Source organism: Treponema bryantii (genome assembly GCF_900113965.1).
In the GTDB taxonomy this organism is placed as follows: Bacteria; Spirochaetota; Spirochaetia; order Treponematales; family Treponemataceae; genus Treponema_D; species Treponema_D bryantii_A.
In genome coordinates, this window is the sequence record NZ_FORI01000001.1 from 564,598 (window position 1) to 584,459 (window position 19,862).

Below are 19,862 nucleotides of genomic sequence, written 5' to 3' on the forward strand. Positions count from 1 at the left end.
TTTTGTGAGGGTTAAGTCTATTTTATATATGAGAAAAATAATTTGTATGCGAAGGAGATGATGAATGATTCAGGAACTACTAAAGCCACAGGATTTTATGACATCAATTGAAAATAGAATCATAGAATTAGAAAAGACGTTGAAGGTTGTTCGAAAGAACCAGGGGGAGGTTCCTCCGGGGCATTTAAGGATTTCGCAAAAGAAAACACATGTGGAGTTCTATTACATCACCAAGACGGGGAGTTCACTAGGTAAATATATTTCAGTGAAGGAAAAAGCTTTTGCTTCTCAACTTGCGCAAAAGGAATATGACAGGCAAATCATAGACTTCGTAAAGAAGGAAATTAATTTATTGAAGAATTGTTTGCATCAAACAGAGAATTTTTCAGAAATTGAAAATTATTATAGAGGCTTATGTTTATCAAGACAGCAGTTGATTACTCCTGTGACTTTTACAGATGAACAATATCGTGAGCAGTGGCAGAAAATAACCTGGGAAAGAAAGCCGATCGCAGAGGATGCTGTAAAATATTTTACGGCAAATGAAGAATGTGTACGTTCTAAATCTGAAGTGATTATTGCAGATTCTCTTCTTAGGCATGGGGTTCCATATCGTTATGAGTATCCATTGAAATTGAAGGCGGGGAGAGGTATTTGTGACAGGTCTTCGGAACTTACATTTTATCCGGATTTTCTGTGTCTGAATCTGAGGACGCGAAAAGAATTCATATGGGAACATTTTGGAATGATGGATAATGAGGAATATTCAAGCAATGCTGTTGGTAAATTGAATCTATATTCAGAGAATGGAATCCTTCCAGGACGTAATTTGATTATTACGATGGAAGCACAGAATGAACCTTTGAATACAAAAGCGGTGGATAAATTAATTAAAGAGTTTTTGCTGTAAAATTGTGGTGGGATTCCGATAAGAATGGAGAAATAAGGGGATTTGTCGGAAGAATTTGAACGCTGTGATTGTTTTGAAATGAAAATATTCCGACAAGAATCGCAATAATGGTTGTTTTGTCGGAAAAATCTGCGAAAAAGAAGTGTTATAAGATAACAGATTGTATGAATTCTTTCGAAAATAAAAAAATAATTCCGACAAAGTTGAAGGATATGGCTTTCTTGTCGGAATTATTCTGATTGATAAATTATTTTGAAGTTGTTTTTTTTCCGACAAAAGTGAGTTATTAGCTACTTTTGTCGGAAAACTGTCCACATTTCTTAGTTCAAAGCGAGATCGCCTTCTTTAATCCAGCCGATTTTGCGGAAAAGAAGACCGAAGGCCCAGCACAGAACGGCAGGGAGAACGATACAGATCATAACGAGGCCGAGCCAGTCTACGAAACCTGGCTGAATTGCAACTGCGCCGTGGCCAACTGCTACTTCACTTGGTTCGAACCAGCCTGTGATTACACCAATCTGGCCTACGAGACCACAAGTTCCCATTCCTGAGCTTACTGCGGCCCCGTTCATTTCCATTTTGAAGAGGCAGGTAGCGATTGGGCCGGTAATCATAGAAGTTACGATTGGGGCAATCCATACCTTTGGATTTTTGATGATGTTTGGCATCTGGAGCATTGAAGTTCCGAGACCCTGAGAAAGGATTCCACCCCAGCGGTTTTCGCGGAAGCTGAGAACGGCGAATCCAACCATCTGTGCACAACAGCCTGCAACAGCAGCACCACCAGCCAGTCCTGTAAGACCAAAAGCAGCGCAAATTGCAGCAGAAGAAATAGGCAGAGTCAAAGCAATACCAACTACAGCAGAAACAAGGATACCCATCCAGAACGGATGAAGTTTTGTTGTCCAAACGAGGAATTTACCAACAGAGCTTGCAGCAGCACCGATGTACTTTGCTGTCAAAACTGTGAGCAAAGCACCAACAAGAATAGTAACAGCAGGAGTTACGATGATGTCTACCTTAGTTTTCTTGCTAACGAGGCAGCCCATTTCTGCAGCGAAGATTGCGATGAAAAGAACTGCGAGTGGACCACCTGCACCGCCAGTTACGTTAGCGGCACTTCCAACTGCTGCGAGAGAGAAAAGCACGAGAGCTGGAACTCCCATTGCAAAACCAATACCAATTGCCATTGCAGCTCCGACAACATGTGAGTCTGTTGCGAAGTTTCCAGCGTTTACGAGGAACTGGAAAACAACATTCTGGTTCAGGCGAAGAAGCTGCTGACCTAATGTTTTGATAATTGTACCAATCAACAGGGATGCAAAAAGTCCCTGAGCCATACCTGACATAGCGTCGATTAAGTAACGCTTGGCATACTTATTCATAGAGATACTCCTAAAAGGTGGTTTCGACAGGCTCAACCACCGGGGTTGTGAGAATAAAAAAATGTGATTTGTGTAGTAAATTACTTGGTAGATGTGATACGCGGTGCGCCGTGGCGTCGCCGGTAATGCAGGACTCTATGGACTCTGTCTGGTTCGTTCATCTCAAACGTAAAATCTTCGAATAAAATATCAGAAAAGTTGACGAGGTTCAATATGTAGAGTATACTAGATTTAGGCAACCGGTTGCCTAAAAACTATTTTTTCATATTTGCGGGTTCCTCCTGTATTGTTGTCCTGCAATTTGAGATTATTTGCCGACCTGGGAAAGCCGTATTCCTTAGGTCGGCGTTTTTTTAGTTTGACTTTTTTTTGAGGGTTTTATGGTTACGATTTATGACATCGCCGAAGCTACGGGGTATTCTGCTCCTACAGTTTCAAAGGCACTGAACGGGCTTGGATCATTAAGTGAAAAAACAAGACAGAAAATTCTTGATAAAGCAACAGAACTGGGGTATGAGCCAAACATTACAGCAAGAACTCTTACCACAAAAAAATCAAATCTGATTGGTGTTATTTATGATGATACAGGAATGAACAAAGGCTTCTCTCATCCTCTTTTTTCACCAATTTTGACAAGTTTTCGCGATAAGGTAGAAGCTGCTGGTTATGATATCATATTCCTTTCGCGACATTTCAATATGAGTTATTTTTCGCATGCAAATTTCCGTTGTATCGATGGCATGATTATCATAAACCCTGCGACAAATAATCCCGCTGATTTTGATGATTTTATAAAAGCAAAACTTCCGAGAGTTTCTACAAACTCGATTTTTAAGGATATTTGTACTGTAATTACAGAAAATGAACAGGGCGGTTTTACAGCAGGAGAGTATTTTATCAAACATGGGCATAAAAAAATTGCCTATATTTCGGCCCCTGTTGACGGTATTTCTTCTGCGCCTACAGAACGCTACGAAGGTTTTAAGACAGCACTCAAACTTCATAATCTGTTTGATGAAGAATTGTATGAAGTATGTTCCAGCTGGGACAAGCAGAGCGCCTACGAAGCTTTTGGTCGTCTCATAAAACGCCGCAAAGACATCACCGCAGTTTTTACGACCAGCGACCAGCTTGCCTTTGGTGTTTACGATTATGCGCACGACCACAATATCAGAATTCCAGAAGATATTTCGGTAATTGGTTTTGATGATGATTTTGCCTCTGAGTATGTAGGCCTTACAACCTTTATTCAAAATTCAACAGAAATTGGTAATATTGCAGCACAGATGATGCTTGATCAGATTGATGGAAAAACAGTACCAGAGACAATCCGCTGCAAAGCTGAACTTATTGAACGACGCTCGGTAAAAACCATAAAAGGATTTAGATTGTTTTAGCAAAAAGGTTGTAGTACAATTAACATATTATGGGAAATAAAAGACGTCGTGGTGACAGAAAAGACGGTCGTTTGCTTCGCTCGCTTGAGCCAATGGCCTTCTTTGCTCTGTATATAATGGAAACTCGCAATGATGCGAACAACTATCTTTCAGAAAGTGTAGATCTTGAGGCAATAAACCGTTACGTTCATAAAAAACGAAATGAAGGCTTAAAAGATTTTAATGTTATGTATGTTCTTGCTGCAGCCTATGTAAGAACAGTAAGTCAGAAGCCTGGTATTAATAGATTTATAAACGGCTACAGAATTTATGCAAGAAATAATATTGAAATAAGTCTGATGGTTAAAAAGGAAGTAAAACTGAACTCTCCTGAAACCATGCTGAAATTTACTTTCCAGCCAGAAAATACAATTTCCGAAGTTTACAATGAAATGCATCGTCAGATTGAAGAATATAAGAACAGCACAGAAGACGAGCTGAATGACATGGATGCTTTTCTGAAGTTTATTTTCAGACTGCCGCGCTGGATGCTTCGCGGAATGATGAAGCTTCTTTACTGGCTTGATTTTCATGGATGGATTCCGCTTTCACTTCTTGCAATCAGTCCGTTCCACGGTTCGATGGTAATGTCATCAATGGGCTCGCTGGGAATTTCTTCTGTATATCATCATCTTTATAACTTTGGAAATGTTCCGATGCTTATTACTTTCAGTACAAAGCGTCACGAAAACGAACTGCAGAAAGATGGTTCGGTAATCCGAAAGCATTATCTTGATATTAATTTTACTGTTGATGATAGAATCTGCGACGGTGAATATTATTCAGAAGCACTGCACGAGGTTCGAAAATATCTGAAGAATCCGGAATTGCTGGAAGTTCCGCCGGCAACTGTGGTTCAGGATATTGATTAAAACAAAACCGTGTTCTGCGGTGGTTGCGCTCCCTTCGACAGGCTCAGGGACCGCAACCACCGTATTTTCAGTCTACTCACCGTAATCTGGTGGGGTCTCGGCGGCGGCGAGCGCCTGTGCGGCCAGGTCTGAAATGTACTGTGCCTCTGCGGCCTTTTCCTTTGTGGTTCCGGCGGCGCCCAATGAAAGTTTCTGCAAATCCTTTTTTTCGTTACGCTGTGCGTTCAGGTCGCGGGCCTTCATTAAGATATCTGCGGCTTCCGGTGCTTTTATATGAAGACACTGTGCAACTGCACTTTCTTCGGCAGCTGCAAGATTTTCCAGAGTAAGGAACTGGCGTTGCAGCATAAGCGCACGTTTTTCGCCGACACCTGGCAGTTCAAGGAATATTGATTTTGTATTTTCTTTAGTGCGGAGCCTCTGGTTACGGCTTGTGGCAAAACGGTGAGTTTCGTCACGCACGCGCTGGAGCAGGCGGAGACCGTCGCTTCTTTTTGGCAGACAGATTGGCGTACTGTTGCCCGGGCGGTAAATCTCTTCATCGCGTTTTGCAAGACCGGCAACCGGAATGTCCAGACCAAGGGAATTTAAAATCTCTTCAACCGCATTTACCTGACCAATACCACCATCAATCAAAAGCAGGTCTGGCATTTCGGTCTGTTCGTTTAAGAGACGGGTATAGCGGCGCGAAACTGCTTCCTTCATTGAGGCAAAATCATCTATTAAACCATCTGTAGTTTTAAGGCGGAAGTAGCGGTAATTTTTTTTATCCGGATTACCATTGTAAAAACTGATAAGCGATGCAACCGGCCACTTACCACCGATATGCGCAATATCAAAACCTTCAATGCGAACTGGCAGAGTGTCGAGGCCGAGTTTTTCCTTGAGTTCTTCCATGGCAGGAGTGTCTCCGCGGTCACGAAGGCGGCGGACAATATCTTCTTTTGCGTTGTGTTTTGCCATCTGAAGCGCTGCAACATCGCGCGGTGCATCATGGGACGAAACCATAATTACCTGCGAGGTAGACTTTTTTTCTTCGTGAAGCCAGCGGGCAATATGATCAAACTCTTCAGTTGCAGGAATAAAAATCTGCGGCGGAATGGTAACAACATCATCATAAAAAACTGCCATAAACTCGGCAATTAAATCATCATCATCATTCAATGACTCGGCGCGGTAATTTTCACGGCCAAGCAGCTTGCCGCCACGAACTTTAAGAACAGTAAAACTAACAAGCTCGCCTTCCGAAGCATACGCAATATAATCGCGGTCATCAGCATCAAAACTTTCTACTATATTCTGATTCTGTAAAACCATGAGAGCTTTAATGCCATCGCGCAATCTGGCCGCTTTTTCAAAGTCCAGAGCGGCGGCTGCTGCCTTCATTTCGGCTTTCATGGCTTCTACAGTTTCTTCACCTTTTCCCTCAAGTAGTCTTTTGATTTCACCGATGTATAAATTGTAGGAGTCTTTAGAAATTTTGCCACAACAAGGAGCGCGACACTGCTTCATGTGGTAATATAAACAAGGGGTATCCCGCTTACGGAGAGTCCTGCAATGACGAATTGGATACAGCTTGAAGATTGCTTCAAGAAAGGTTTCCAGAGCCGTAACATCAGGGAATGGGCCGAAATAGGTTGAACCATCCTGAAGAATGCGACGGGTCTTAAAGATTTTTGGGAAATCCTCATTTGTGATTCTCAAAACAGGGTATGATTTACCGTCCTTCAGACAGATGTTGTAGCGGGGATTGTACTTTTTAATAAGGTTGTTTTCCAGCAGCAGAGCTTCGTACTCATTAGCTGTTGTGATATATTCAATAGAATTGGCGTGGGAGATTAAAAGTCTTGTTTTGACGCTCTGCTGTCCCGAAAAGTAGGAAGACAGGCGGCTTTTCAAACTCTTTGCTTTTCCCACATAAATTACGGTGCCTTCTGCGTTACGCCACAGGTAGACGCCACTAGATTGAGGAGCTTTCAGAGCTGTTTCGTGCAGAATCGTTCTGGTTGTCATGTTATGTTAGAAAATTGTATCAAAAAACGACTTCTTGTTATAGCCGTAACCGCAGTGATTTCCTGTGGCAGCATGGCTGCGCTCTTTGCCAAAGAATATGTTCTTGGTGGAAAGAACGGCTGGCCTGTATTCCAGCAGCAGGAAAATATCACAACTGGTAAAGGCCGCTACGGATATGACTGTATACAGCTTGCTTCCAATTCCTTTGTTTTTGATGAATATACAGATCTTCTGATTGATTTTGAAGATGCTGATATGCCGATTTCTGACGGTGACTATACAATTAATAGAAATAATTTCCAGCTCACAAATCAGACAAAGAATGAAAAGAGTGCAGGGCTTAGCCGTAATATGGGAGGCCTGAGCATTTCCGGAAAGCCTGGAACCTTCTTTGGTTCAGAGGGTCTCATGGGCTCGTTCTCAATTGAGTTCTGGCTTTGTCCTTCAATTGCAGAAAACGGTGAAATTGTTTTGAACTGGGAATCTTCAAGAAATGAAGACGGACATCTTGTTTTCCAGGTAATCAGCGGAACTTTTGATAAAGGTCATATCAAATGGGAACTGAATAATCTTTTTGATATGTATGTGAATAAAGCCGGAAAGAATGAAGTTGAACTGAAGGGCTCTACAAAAATCATTCCTGATGTATGGAGCTACCACGTACTTTCGTTCGACTGCGAAACTGGAATCCTTGAATATATTGTAAACGGAATTACTGAAGATCTTACATATATAACTACAACCCGGTCGGAAGGTGGAGACATCAGCCTTGTTTATCTTGGAACACCTTCTGAAGTTCAAATCTGTTCTGAGTTCACCGGAAAGATGGATGACTTTAGAATTCTGCGTCGTCCTTATACGCCGCCAGATTTCCAGTCTGCCGACAACGCCGGACGCATCGGCCACACCCAGTATCTGCCGAGCGGCGGCCGTTTTGTTACAAAGCCAATTATGGTCTCAACAGGTTCTCTGCTCAACAAGCTTGAAGCAGAGATGAGCGTTCCTTCGCAGACAGCAGTGTGCTACTACGTTCGCTCAGGCGAAAACTTTTACGGCTGGGACGATGAGTATCCTGAATGGAAACCGGTTGAAAGTGGAGAAGAACTCAGCGGAATTACCGGCCTTTATTTCCAGGTTGCGGCAGAGCTTATGCCGGACGGAAACGGAGAAGAAACGCCGGCAATCACATCAATCAAACTTGACTTTACCGAGCTCCCAGAGCCACTTCCTCCTTTTGTTGTTAAAGCAGTTGCAGGAAATGGCTGTGTGACCGTATCATGGAATTATTCAGTAGATGATACTGCTGGCGGTTATTATTTATATTACGGAACAAGACCGGGAGAATATCTTGGCCGTGTTGCAATAGAAGGTGAATCGCCAATCAATGTAGGAAATATAAGTTCGTTTACAGTAACGGGACTGGAAAACGGAAAAATATATTATTTTGCCGTAGCTGCATGGTCAGCTTACGATATGAGGGTTGTGGGAAATCTTTCCAAAGAAGTTTTTGCACGCCCATTAGCAAGATTGAAATAGAGGGGAACGGGTTATGGCTAATGGTTTAATCTTAAAGAAGGCACAGAATGCAATTACTGCTCACGACTGGACTACCGCAGCTAGATTGTACAAGCAGCTTTTGCGTGGCGACGAAGGCAATGTAGAATATCTTTCGCAGCTGGGAAGCATCTATGTACGTGCAGGACAGGATGATAAAGCAATTCCTTATTATGAGCAGATAATTACCTTTAATCCAGATAATACTCAGGCAATGGTAAGCCTTGGAGGAATTTTCCGCCGCCTTAAGCGCTATGAAGATTCGGTAAACATTCTGCATAAGGCGCAGGATATTTCTAACAACGATGCCTCAATAAGCTATAGCCTTGGTTTTACTTACAAAGAGATGGGCGACTATGATGATGCCATTGATGCCTTTGAATCCGTTATTTCCCGAAACCCCGACGACGTTCTGGCTCACAATCACCTTGGTGCAATCTATTTCACTCAGAAAGATTATCAGAAAGCAATTTCAACTTATAAGCGTGGACTTCAGGTAGACCAGAATCACCCGATCTTAAATTTCAATCTTGCTCATGTTTATGAAAAGATGAAAAATTATCCGGAAGCTGTTCGCTGTTATGAAGTAGCTCTCAAAACTCGTCCGGGCTGGCTCGAAGCTATCCGTGACTTCAGTGAACTTCTGATTCACTGTCAGGATACAAAGCAGGCCCAGGAGCTTGTTGAACAGTCAATTAAACTTCACCCGGATGATGTTGAACTTCTGTGCATTCTTGGCCGCATCTATCTGAATCAGTTTGATTATGATAATGCCACAAAGACTTTTAAGCGCGCAGAAGATCTTAAGAACAACGATATCAATATTCTGCTCGGACTTTCAAAATCTCTTGAAAAGGGAATGAAGATTGAGCCGGCTATGGAAAAGATTCTGGATGCAGTTGATCTTGAACCGGAAAATCTTGATGTATGCAAACAGTATGCTCATATTCTTCTTTCTGCCCAGAAGTATGATAAGGCGCTTGATCTGATTCAGACAATTGATGAAAAGGCCGACGGAAAAGATTTGCAGATTCTCGATCTTTACGGACAGTATTTTGTTTGCCGTGGTGATGAAGAAGCTGCTGAAGCATATTTCAATAAAATCAGAAAACTTGATCATAGCTACAAGGATTATATGATTAATGCTGCTGACCGTTATATTCAGACTGGAAATTACGAGAAGGCAGAAGAGATGGCCGGCAAGTTTGTTGAGAGCCGCCCTAATATGCCGGAGGGCTACAATCTTCTTGGAACAATTAACACTGCCCGCGGTGAATTGAACAAAGCCAAGGAAGAATATGAAAAGGGAATCTCTTTAAAGAATCCTAATGTTTATGCTGTTAAGCAGCTTGAGAAAATTCATAAAGAGATGGCGGCTAATCAGCAGATTTATAATGACACTGAAATGCCGATTGAAGTTGATGCAGACCAGCTTACAGAGGAAGAAGGCGGCAACCTTACAAATTCTGAGGAGCAGGGCAATCTGATTGATAATGATGAAAATACAGATGATCAGGTAGACGCTTTGATGGCCAGCGGAAGTGATGAAGAAGATGAACTTCCGGATATTAGCAGCCTCGAAGCAACTCCTCCTATTGAACAGGCGCTTACTGGCGAGGACGGTGAGTTCTGGGAAGATTTTGATGATGATCCTGATGCCCCAGAGCGCCCTGTTGAAGAAGAGGAAGAGCCATACGACGAGAATGAAGAAAATTCTGACCTCATGTCTATGATGACTCCGGATGCTGCAGAAAAAGGTCCGAGTCTTGAAAGTGGACTTGCAGAAGATTCTGATGATTTTGATTTTGGTGATTTTGAAGATGCCGGTGCTAATGGTCCGATTGAGGATGCGCCAACGGCTGCGGGCGGTGAAGTTGCCGGAGAGCCTGCTGCTGACGGTGAGGCTGTGCCTGCTGAGGCAGAAGGTGCGATGACAGAACCTGCCGGTGCGGCTGCTGAGCCTGAGCCGGAAAGTCCGGTGGTTGAGCCTGTCGAAACCACAGCAGAACCATCTCCTGCTGTCTCTAAAGAAGATATGGCAGAAGCACAGCAGATGATGAATGACTTAAAGCAGCAGCAGAAAGAACTTGAACTTCAGCAGCGTGAACTTGCGCTCCAGCAGAAAGAGTTTGAAAATGAACTCAAGCAGGAAAATGAAAAGATGATTCAGGAGTCTGTTGAAAAGGCTGTTGAAGAAGCAGTAGAAGAAAAACTCGCCGGTTATGATTTGCAGCCGGAAGTAACTGAGGAACCGGAAGTCGAAGAAGAGCCTGTGACCGAGGTTGCAGAACCTGAGTTCGCCGAGACTGAACCGGAGTCTGAAATCTCCGAGGACACCGAGGCCCCTGCCGCCGAGGAAGAAATCCCATCAGATGATTTCGACCTTGAACTTTATGATGATGATTTTACAGAAACTGGTTTCGGAGACGAGATTTCTGAAGAAGAAAATATTCTGGCAGAAGAAGCTGCCCTTGATGGATTAAATCCAGAGGAAGAAGAAATGAGTTTGGAAGATTCAGAAGAAGTTATTGATGAAACAGAGGCACCGGTAACAGAAGATACTGCCGTTGAAGCTGACAATACGGTGGTTGCGGTCCCTGAGCCTGTCGAAGGGGGCGAAACCACCGCAGACACCGAGCCTGCCGCCGAGTCTGACCCAGACACCATGTTACTCTCCGATGATGACGATTACAGTTCTGCGCTCTTTGTCACCGTTGACGAAATGACAGCTCTCTGCGGAGGCAGTGAAGAGCCGGTAACTCCATCTGTAGAAGAAGAATACAAAGCTCCAGCCGAACCATCACTCATTGCAGATGATGAGCTTACAGACGAAAGCTTTGTAACAGCAGATGACATGCTCGACAAAATCGGCCGCATCTTAAATGACGACGATCTTAAAAAGAGCTGCTCAGCCGAGCTTGAACTCTTCAAGAAACTCAGAACTCTTTCAAGCTTCCTTCCGGAAAAAGAAAAGAACTCGTTTGACTGCTGCCGCATGAGAATGGTAATTGAATACATCATTCAGAAAATGTCTGGAAAGCCTGGACTTCTCATAACTGCAGAGTCGCTCATTAAGTCTGGAGTTCTCGGCGAAGAATATAACCGCCAACTCGAAGACTGCTGCGAAGAAGATTTGAGCAACGACCTTGTTCGCCATGTAATTCAGGATATGAAGAAACTTGCACAGGGCCTTGAAGACAAAGAACTTTGCAACGCACTTTGCGTAAGTGCCGACAATATTCTTGAGCAGATTGCACTTATAGATCAGCAGGTTGCCATTTTCTAAGCAGATTCTCGTGAATCCTTCTTAATGACAAGTCTGCCGTTAAAAGCTATATTGAATATATGAAAAATAATTTTCGTATATTTGGTATAGCTTTTTTTCTTTTATTCACACCACTTTATTCACAGTCATTAAACAGTTCACAGGTTCTTCCGCCAGAGCATTGGATTTATGATTATCTTAAAATACTTGGAATGGAAAATAAGACAGTTTGCTTTAATGAAAATTCCATGATGACTGTTTCTGAAATCAGATTTTATTTTGAACAGATTGATGAAGATGCTCTTTCGGAATCCGGAAAAAGACTATACGAAGAAGCAGAAAATTTTCTTTATGAAAATGACAGCCTTATAGACCTCACTCCTTTTAGATTTGATATCGGTATGAAGTTAAATGGTGAAGGCTATTATAAATCATCAGATGAGATTCCATGGAATTTCCGTTACAACTACAAAGACAATTTTGCAATCTTTCCGATTAAGGCTGCCTTTTCTGATTACGTAACTCTTGAAACAGATCCGTTTGTTGGCAAGGCTCATTACGGTTCATATAGAAATGAAAATTACACAAACTTCCCTTATCGAGAAGGCGATTTTGAATTTCTTTTCCCACGCTTTTCTTACGGTTCAGTTGCCGGAGCATTTAATGGCTGGGGCGCAAATATTCATATTGGTAAGCAGGGCTTTCAGATTGGTGATACAAAAATTGGAAGTGTAATTTACAACAAGACATTTGAAACAGACTCTTATATCAATCTGAATCTTTTTTCAAAATATTTTAAATACTCAATGGATATAAGTCAGATTTCCAATGATAAGTGGTTTTATATTCATCAGTTTACAGTGCGCCCTCATAAGACTTTTAAGATTTCTGTTCTTGAAGGTTCTATGCTGAACGCTCCTTTTGAAATCCGCTATCTGAATCCTCTGATGATAATGCATCAGTATTCTTCATGGACAGAATATGATGATGATGGAAAAATGGGCATTTATGGTGAAAATCATTTCTGCGCTTATCTTGCAGGACTTTTTGACTGGCAGCCTTTTGAAAATCTGAGAATCTATGGTCTGTATGCTCAGAATGAACTTCAGCTTCCACAGGAAAGAACCAGAACAGGCATTCTCGTGCCGGACAGTCTTGGTGGCCAGCTTGGTGTAGAAGTAAATGTGCCGTTTAAGGGCGGTTACTGGAAGGGCTTTACCGAGGCAATTTATACTTCTCCATATCTTTATGTAAAACAGAATCCGGAAAGTTCACTTTATCGTGAGCGTGGAGATAATCTTGTAAGTGACAGAATTCTTTCATGGGTAGGTTCTCCTTTTGGCCCGGACAGCTTTGGTGTAAAAGCCGGCGCGGGTTACGAACTTCCAAGAAAGTGGTCTGCAAACTTAGGATATTTCTTCCTTGCCAAGGGTGAAAATGGTTTTGAAATTTTTGATTCAAAAACTGATAATGATGGGTACTACACTTATTACCCATATGTGTATTACAGACGTAATCAGGGTGGCGCAGACGGTCAGGAAAAATACGATGAAGCCTATGCCGCCGCCCGCAATATGTGGCTTTCTGGAATCCCAATGTATGTAAATCAGATTTCTTTGGAAGGCGAATATTATCTGAATTCTAAATTTTCTACCTCTGCACGAACAATCTACTCGTTTATTTTCAATGCGGGGCACGAAAAAGGCCGTTTTGTTCACGGTGTTGAATTTGCCATTTCTTTGTCTTATACTCTTTTGTAAGACTTATGAAAAAATTATTATTTCTTCCGATTCTTTTACTCTGCGGCATGCTTTATGCCCAGACAAATGCAACAGTTTCTCTTGATAATGATGTTTATAACCTCCTTAACAGTATAGAACTTAGAGGTTATTGTTCAGCTCTTTCGCCTGTAAAGCCTTATACAGAAAAGTATATTGTAGAAAGACTCGAAGAGGCTGCTGCCTATCTTGATGAAAATTATGATGAAGATCAGCTTGCTGCTCAGAAGAAAATCATTGCTGAATACCTTGAACGTTTTGAGCATGAAGAAGGTTTGAATCTTCTGGCTCTTTCTTATAGAAAAGAAGGCGATGTTCTTGGAGTGCCTGTTTCTATTGAAGTAAATGATTATTTTAATACAGAACTTTCTGCAGGCTTCTACAATAATAACGACCTGAATTCTTTTGCCTTTAATATTTATAATCTTGCTGATTTTTCGGGTGATCTTGGTGAGCACATTTCCTACAGAAATCAGACTTTCCTTGGAGCAACTAAAGTTCCTTTGACTAAGGTTGGCGAATACAATATCGGTTACTGGTATTCGTCAACATATAATAATCCAAAAGATTTTGATAGTTCAGAGCCGAAGCCCGATGACATAAATAATTATGAATATCGTTGTACTCAGTCTCCACGCACTATAAATATTTTCAAAAATTACGCATATCTTCCTTACAGCTACAATAAATTCTGGGACGGTTCTACCTACGAATTTGAAGATGGAATAAATGCCGGCGGTCTTGGCCCATGGCCTTACAAGGCATCTCTTGCCTTTGGAATGAAGGGTGAAATCAGAGGTGTCTTCCTTAATGACATTGTTGAAGTTGCTGCCGGCCGTATCAACCGCGAATGGGCTGGAATGGATGACGGAGCTTCTCTTGTTTTGAATGCAAACGCACGACCTTTCTTTGCCGGTGAATTGATTCTCAGACCTTTCAAATGGCTTTCTTTAAAGAGTATGACTGGTGTTCTCGAAATGCCAAACCGTGGCGATATGCTTTCGAATGCTTACTATCCTGTAGATGAAGATGGAAAAGACACAAGAAGCGATATGGAAAAAAATAATTATAATGATGATGAATACAAAGATTATCATTATTTCCAGAATGCCTTCTCTATTGCCGAACTTGATTTAGACTTTAAGTATGTTCATCTTGATTTTGGAAGTTCATGTGTATGGCCAAAGCGTTTTGAACTTGGTTATTCTTTCCCATTGATTGATAGAGTTGTTTATCAGAATGATGTTGGAGATTACGATAACCTTGCTTTATTCGGAAATATGAAAATCCGTTATCCTGGAGTTGGATACGGCTGGTTCTCTTTCTATCTTGATGAGCTTAATGCCTTCCTTACAAAATTCTGGAAAAACACACGCGCTATGTATGCCTTCCAGCTTGGTGGAAAACTTGCCCTTCCACAAGCAGTGCCATACGGAAACTTCTCTTTCAGATACACAAGAGTTGAACCTTACTGTTATACCCACCAGTCAATTAATGGAACTCCATGGTATGCAGGTTATATCAACGAAAATTATTCAAACAACGGATATCCTATTGGTTATTATCTCCAGCCAAACTCAGATGAAATTCTCCTGAAGTTTGACTGCAAACCTGATGCTAATTCCACATCTGCCTTCCAGTATCAGTTGATTCGTCATGGTGCAGATTTTGGTGATAAGTCTATTCCTGGAAGTAACCTTTATTCTGAGCTTCCTCGCCGTGGTCGTGGTGAATTAAGAAAGAACTTCCTTTTTGATGGAGCTTATGAATGGTCTCACATCTGGGCTCTTTCTGGTTCTTACAAAATCAAGGCAAAGCTTCCTATGAAAGTTTCTCTTACAGCCGGCGTAGTTTATGATTACTTCACTTCAATTGAAGGTGAGTCTGTAAGCATTTATGAATGCGATGACCGCTTTAGTGTAAACGAAGATAATTTCTATGTGAATGAAGGAGATTATCAGTCTTCGGTTGGTGGTGTAGTAACTCTGGCAATCACACTCTTTGGAAGATAATAAAAGGTAACTAAATTGAAAAAGATTATTCAACTGCTGATTGTATCAGTTTTATTTTCTGCACTTTCTTTTGCGCAGGTTTATAGTGCACAGCAGGCAATTCCGGCAGGCCACTGGATTTATGATGCTCTTTATTACATGAATCTTGAGCAGAAAAAATCTTCAACTCTGGATAATGCACCGTTAACTGTTTCTGAACTGTATCTTAATTTTCAGCAGATTGATAGGGAAAGTCTTTCTGAGGCAGGTAAAGTTATTTACGAAACTGCTGAAAGTTTTTTTGAGCGAAAGAAATTCCTTTTTGATTTCAACGGGGCAAAGTTTACAGCAAATGCAATTTTGAATCCTGTTGGTGTAATCCGAACTAATCCTGATGTAGACTGGACTTATGCTTCAGCATATACAGATGCCGGAACTAATTATGTTTCTACTTCGGCAATGGGAACAGTTTACACAGAGCCTGTTGCAGTTTTTCCTTTCATCCTTGATTTTGGTGAAATTGCTTATATCAGTGTAGAGCCTTATGCAGGCGCTGGTCCTTTCTGGTCTCTTACTTCAGATTTTTATGCAACAAACATTCCGACCGGAAATAACGGTGCGGAGTTTTTTATGTGGCCGCTCAATGCAAATGCTTCAATTGGTAAGTGTTTTGGCGGCTGGGGTGCAGAGCTTAATGTTGGTCGCCAGGGACTTGAGGTTGGCCGCACACAAACAGGAAGCATTCTTTACAATTCAACCTTCCAGACAGATTTTTATGCCCAGCTGAATCTCTATTCTCCAAGAATAAAATACACAATGGATGTTGCACAGGTTGATATTTCACGTTTCTACTACATGCACTCTGCAGAAATAGTTCCTTTCAGCTGGCTTAAGCTTGGTATTCTTGAAGGAACTCTTGTAGACGGTGACTTTGAACTTCGCTATCTGAATCCTCTTTTGTTTATGCATGCCTTCTCTGGCTGGAGACAGTATGCCAGTGATGATGAAAAAACGAATTATGGCGAAGCTCATTACTGCGCATACTTTGGCTGGTCGTTTGACATTACTCCATGTAAGTATTTGAGAATTTATGGAATGTATGCTCAGAATGAAATTCAGTCTTCTGTAGAATTAAATAATGATGAAGATTATTCTGTTCCAGATTCTTTTGCTTATCAGCTTGGAACTGAAGTTTCTCTTCCTGTAGGCGAGGGCTATCTTACATCAGCTCTTGAAGGAATCTATACAACTCCGTTCTGTTATCTTAAGCAGACTCAGGCAGCTTCACTTGCACGCGTTCGTGAAAACAGTGACGCCCCATATGCTGCCGGAAGAATTGCAAGTTGGATTGGCACTCCGTTTGGCCCAGATGCTTTGGGCGGAGAACTTTCTGCAAAATATGAGGTTCCTGAAAAGTTTAATGCAGGACTCAAATATCTTTTTATGGCTCACGGAACTAATTCATTTGGTTTGTTTAATACGAAAAATCCAAATCATGAAGAGCTTGAATATTATTACCCTCAGGCAATCTATCTTCAGGATAAAGAAGATGGAATTAATTCTGCTGAGAAAACCCGTGCAATGCGTTCTAACAGCCTTACCGAAACAGTTCAGTACACAAACAGAATTACTCTTTCCGGCGAATATTATTTTATGCGTAATTTAAGTGCGGGCGGGGCTGCGGCCTATACTTTTGTATTGAATAATAAAGGCCATGGCGGAGAGTTCGCACATGGCCTCGAATTCACAGTGAATGCAAAGTATTCTATATTTTGATAATTCTAGAATGTGAAATTACCTCGTTACCGTCTTCGGTAATGAGGACATCATTCTCAAGACGAGTACCACCAATCTCTACATCATAAAGACCAGGCTCACAAGTCAAAATCATTCCAGGTTTAAAAAGCATGTCTGAAGTTGCACGCATATTTACGCGTGGAGGCTCGTGAATCTCAAGACCTACTGCGTGGCCCAATCCATGAGGCATCTTGCGTTTTGCAGCGGCGAATACTGAATCACATTTTTTAGCTGCATCAATAATTGGCTTTCCAGGTTTGTAAAGCTTGAGTGCTTCATCATAAGCCTTCTGTACCAGTTCAAGCTGTTTTTCCTGTTCTTTTGTTAAAGGTCCCTTTGCAACTGTAAGAGTTGTATCGCTTGTGTAGCCGTTGTAAACAACGCCAAAGTCCAGAATAGAAAGTCCCTGTGCAGGCCATTCTGCTGCAGTGTAGCCAGGGAAGGCGTGAATTGCAAAGCTGCGTGAAGGACCTGCGGCAAGAGTATCAAAACCTGTGCGCTGACATCCGTTTTCACGGAGCATCCTTTCAATCAAAAGTGCAACATCAGTTTCTGTTTTGATTTTTCCTGTTTTGATATCAGCTTCAATTTTGTCGATGATGAGGTCGCCAACGCGGGCTGCTTCTTTTGTACATTCAATTTCGTACTCATCTTTAAGCATACGGCAATCCATTACAAATTTGTGAAGTCCGTCTTCCTTGCAGCGGCAGTCATAATTTTCAAGCGCATCAATAAACTTAAGATAATCTGGATAAGTAAGATAAGGTGGAAGTTCTACCTTGCTGTTATCTCCATGAGTGTAGCAGGCATTCAAAATTGCCTTTACTGCATCCTTTGCTTCGTTCTTGTAGCGCATGTATGGAACAAGCTTGTCGTAGAATGCATTCATCTTTGCAAGGTTTTCATCCCAGGCAATGAGTACGCTGTAGCCGTCGCTGAATACAACGAGTACTGCATCATTTGCATGATTTGTGTAGTAAGCAACAGCAGGATCGCGGTGCTCTTCGCTGTCTACGAATACACAGGCACCTGTACCTGTTTCGCGCATTTTAGCTGCCAGTATATTACGGCGGTTGCGATAGATTTTTTCAAGTTCTTCTTTTGTGTAAGTTTTCATTTTCTAACCTTCTTTAGTATAACGCTGATAACTTCGTCTCTGGTAATTACAAGTTCAAGTACTCCAATAATTGCAAACAGCAGGGCCGAGATTACAACCGGTGCGCCGTAGGCAATAAGGCTTCCGTGGCCTTCGAAAAGGCCGGTAAGTGCATTGTGAACAAAATAAGTTGGCACTGCAGCAATCACAGAAAGCACACACATCTTAAGTGCATAAATCAGAGTGCCACGGGCAAGGCGGCCAACTTCAATAGATTCCATTTTCTTCATAAAGATGAAAAGGAAGGCTGTGTTCAAAAGGCTTGCAAGACTGAGTGCAAATGCAATTCCGTTTCCGCCCATCGGTTTTGAAAGAATAAATACAAGCAGAATGTTTGAGCCGAAATTTATAAGTCCTGCAATAGTTGGAAGCTTTGGCTTTTTCTGTGCATAAAAGGCCGGTGCCATAATTCGGTTAAGTGCAATAAAAAGCAGACCGGCAATATGGAAACGAAAAATGCCAAGAGTCATAGCCACAGAATTATCATCAAATTGATTCCTTTTGTAAAGTAGGGAAATCAGTTCGCGACCAGAAATCAATGAGTAAGCTGTAATCGGAATGGAAATCAGAGTCATGATTTTTATTGCCTGAAGCAGCATTGTGTTAAACTGAGCCCAGTCCTTTTTATTTGCAAAGCCCGAAAGATCAGGCAAAATTACTGTACCGATTGAAACTGCAAAAATTCCGAGAATCAGTTCCTGAAGGCGGATACTGTACTGAAGGCTCGAAGCAATTCCAGGTCCTACATGTTTTGCAAGCGCAGTAGAAACAGTGTCATTAAGCTGATAAGCCGCAATTCCTACAATTGTTGGAGCAAGCAGTCCCATAACTTTTCTTGTTCCAGGATTTGTAAAAGCCTTTTTGAGAGAAGTGAGTCCGGTTTTCCAGCCGGTCTTGCGGACAAACGGCCACTGGAACACTGCCTGAACAGAACCTCCAAAAAGGGTTCCAATTGCCATAGCACGAGCCGGGTTTGAAGTATGAGGAGCCAGAATGTAAGTTGTAAGAACTACAAGTCCGTTGAACATAACCGGGGTAAATCCGCTTGGTGCAAAAATACCGCAGGTATTCAAAACGCCCTGGAAAAAGGCTGCTACCGAAATCAAAAACAGATAAGGGAACATTATTCTTGTGAGAACGGTAGTTTCGTTGAACTCAAGAAGGTAATATTCCATCTTTGCGGCATAATCAGCTACATCAGGAGCTGGAGCTTTACAGAAAATTGGAATGATAAAAGGTGCAAAGATAATTCCAAGTGAAACAACGCAGGCAGTAAGGAAGGTTACAAGAGTGAGGGTTGCATTAAGAAATTCCTGAGTTGTCTTCTTGTTTTCGAGGGTATCTTCCTGTGCAAGATAATCTTTAAAGGTTGGAATAAAGGCAACAGAGATTGCGTTTTCGGCAAAGAGTTTTCGGAACAGGTTTGGAAGCATAAAGGCAACAGAAAAACTGTCGGCAAAAAGTCCGGTTCCAAGAAAAGACGCCTTTGTCATTTCGCGGACAAGTCCCATGATGCGGGAAGCAAAAGTCATCAGTGTAAGCAGGAGCCCTGACTTTACAATTGACTTCGATTTTTTTTCTTTCATAGAAGATACTATAAAAAAATTGCGTTTTTTATGCAATTCATTTATAATTAGGTTGTACTACAACGTTTGCGAAAATCATTTAAAATCAATTCAAAATAATCAGTTTAAAAAGTAATCCC

12 protein-coding genes are annotated in these 19,862 nt (G+C 41.7%); 8 read left to right on the forward strand and 4 right to left on the reverse strand.

Annotation, left to right across the window (positions count from 1 at the left end):
- Nucleotides 1-64 precede the first annotated feature (64 nt).
- Nucleotides 65-910, forward strand: a complete 846-nt coding sequence (locus tag BM161_RS02470) for a hypothetical protein (protein WP_074930138.1) — start codon at nt 65-67, stop codon at nt 908-910.
- A 320-nt stretch (nt 911-1,230) separates the two neighbouring features.
- On the opposite strand, the gene BM161_RS02475 is transcribed toward BM161_RS02470, so the two are convergent.
- Nucleotides 1,231-2,295: a PTS sugar transporter subunit IIC gene (locus BM161_RS02475; protein WP_074930140.1), complete on the reverse strand. Its 1,065-nt coding sequence runs from the start codon at nt 2,293-2,295 to the stop codon at nt 1,231-1,233.
- Nucleotides 2,296-2,675: 380 nt separating this feature from the next.
- Here BM161_RS02475 and BM161_RS02480 point away from each other — a divergent pair, with 380 nt between their 5' ends.
- Nucleotides 2,676-3,692 (forward strand): LacI family DNA-binding transcriptional regulator, encoded by a 1,017-nt coding sequence (locus tag BM161_RS02480; RefSeq protein WP_074930142.1) that lies wholly within the window; start codon nt 2,676-2,678, stop codon nt 3,690-3,692.
- Between the two features lie 29 nt (nt 3,693-3,721).
- Entirely contained in the window at nt 3,722-4,603 is an 882-nt protein-coding gene (locus BM161_RS02485) for a 2-oxo acid dehydrogenase subunit E2 (protein WP_074930144.1), read from the forward strand.
- A gap of 72 nt (nt 4,604-4,675) precedes the next feature.
- Here BM161_RS02485 and uvrC read toward each other — a convergent pair whose 3' ends face one another.
- Nucleotides 4,676-6,616: an excinuclease ABC subunit UvrC gene (gene uvrC / locus BM161_RS02490; protein ID WP_074930146.1), complete on the reverse strand. Its 1,941-nt coding sequence runs from the start codon at nt 6,614-6,616 to the stop codon at nt 4,676-4,678.
- Between the two features lie 3 nt (nt 6,617-6,619).
- Here uvrC and BM161_RS02495 point away from each other — a divergent pair, with 3 nt between their 5' ends.
- The 5 genes from BM161_RS02495 to BM161_RS02515 are packed head-to-tail and all read left to right on the forward strand — an operon-like array spanning nt 6,620 to nt 16,980.
- Entirely contained in the window at nt 6,620-8,152 is a 1,533-nt protein-coding gene (locus BM161_RS02495) for a LamG-like jellyroll fold domain-containing protein (RefSeq protein WP_074930148.1), read from the forward strand.
- A gap of 13 nt (nt 8,153-8,165) precedes the next feature.
- A complete protein-coding gene (locus BM161_RS02500; protein WP_074930151.1) occupies nt 8,166-11,456 on the forward strand; it encodes a tetratricopeptide repeat protein in 3,291 nt (1,096 codons plus the stop codon).
- Between the two features lie 59 nt (nt 11,457-11,515).
- Nucleotides 11,516-13,195 carry a hypothetical protein gene (locus tag BM161_RS02505; RefSeq protein ID WP_074930153.1) on the forward strand — a complete coding sequence of 560 codons (1,680 nt, stop codon included), beginning with the start codon at nt 11,516-11,518 and terminating at the stop codon, nt 13,193-13,195.
- 5 nt (nt 13,196-13,200) lie between these two features.
- Nucleotides 13,201-15,225: a hypothetical protein gene (locus BM161_RS02510; protein WP_074930155.1), complete on the forward strand. Its 2,025-nt coding sequence runs from the start codon at nt 13,201-13,203 to the stop codon at nt 15,223-15,225.
- Between the two features lie 15 nt (nt 15,226-15,240).
- Nucleotides 15,241-16,980, forward strand: coding sequence for a hypothetical protein (locus tag BM161_RS02515; RefSeq protein ID WP_074930158.1), 1,740 nt, complete (start codon nt 15,241-15,243; stop codon nt 16,978-16,980).
- Here the strand turns inward: BM161_RS02515 and BM161_RS02520 are convergent.
- A complete protein-coding gene (locus BM161_RS02520) occupies nt 16,970-18,118 on the reverse strand; it encodes a M24 family metallopeptidase (protein WP_074930160.1) in 1,149 nt (382 codons plus the stop codon). The two genes, BM161_RS02515 and BM161_RS02520, sit on opposite strands and share 11 nt — an antisense overlap.
- Nucleotides 18,115-19,743, reverse strand: coding sequence for a murein biosynthesis integral membrane protein MurJ (gene murJ / locus BM161_RS02525; protein ID WP_074930161.1), 1,629 nt, complete (start codon nt 19,741-19,743; stop codon nt 18,115-18,117). Before murJ ends, BM161_RS02520 begins: the two co-directional genes overlap by 4 nt.
- Nucleotides 19,744-19,862 lie beyond the last annotated feature (119 nt).

Bases quoted from the DNA above. Each gene is read 5' to 3' on its own strand.
- BM161_RS02470 (WP_074930138.1), top strand. From the start codon at position 65: ATGATTCAGGAACTACTAAAGCCACAGGATTTTATGACATCAATTGAA.
- BM161_RS02475 (WP_074930140.1), bottom strand. From the start codon at position 2,295: ATGAATAAGTATGCCAAGCGTTACTTAATCGACGCTATGTCAGGTATG.
- BM161_RS02480 (WP_074930142.1), top strand. From the start codon at position 2,676: ATGGTTACGATTTATGACATCGCCGAAGCTACGGGGTATTCTGCTCCT.
- BM161_RS02485 (WP_074930144.1), top strand. From the start codon at position 3,722: ATGGGAAATAAAAGACGTCGTGGTGACAGAAAAGACGGTCGTTTGCTT.
- uvrC (WP_074930146.1), bottom strand. From the start codon at position 6,616: ATGACAACCAGAACGATTCTGCACGAAACAGCTCTGAAAGCTCCTCAA.
- BM161_RS02495 (WP_074930148.1), top strand. From the start codon at position 6,620: ATGTTAGAAAATTGTATCAAAAAACGACTTCTTGTTATAGCCGTAACC.
- BM161_RS02500 (WP_074930151.1), top strand. From the start codon at position 8,166: ATGGCTAATGGTTTAATCTTAAAGAAGGCACAGAATGCAATTACTGCT.
- BM161_RS02505 (WP_074930153.1), top strand. From the start codon at position 11,516: ATGAAAAATAATTTTCGTATATTTGGTATAGCTTTTTTTCTTTTATTC.
- BM161_RS02510 (WP_074930155.1), top strand. From the start codon at position 13,201: ATGAAAAAATTATTATTTCTTCCGATTCTTTTACTCTGCGGCATGCTT.
- BM161_RS02520 (WP_074930160.1), bottom strand. From the start codon at position 18,118: ATGAAAACTTACACAAAAGAAGAACTTGAAAAAATCTATCGCAACCGC.
- murJ (WP_074930161.1), bottom strand. From the start codon at position 19,743: ATGAAAGAAAAAAAATCGAAGTCAATTGTAAAGTCAGGGCTCCTGCTT.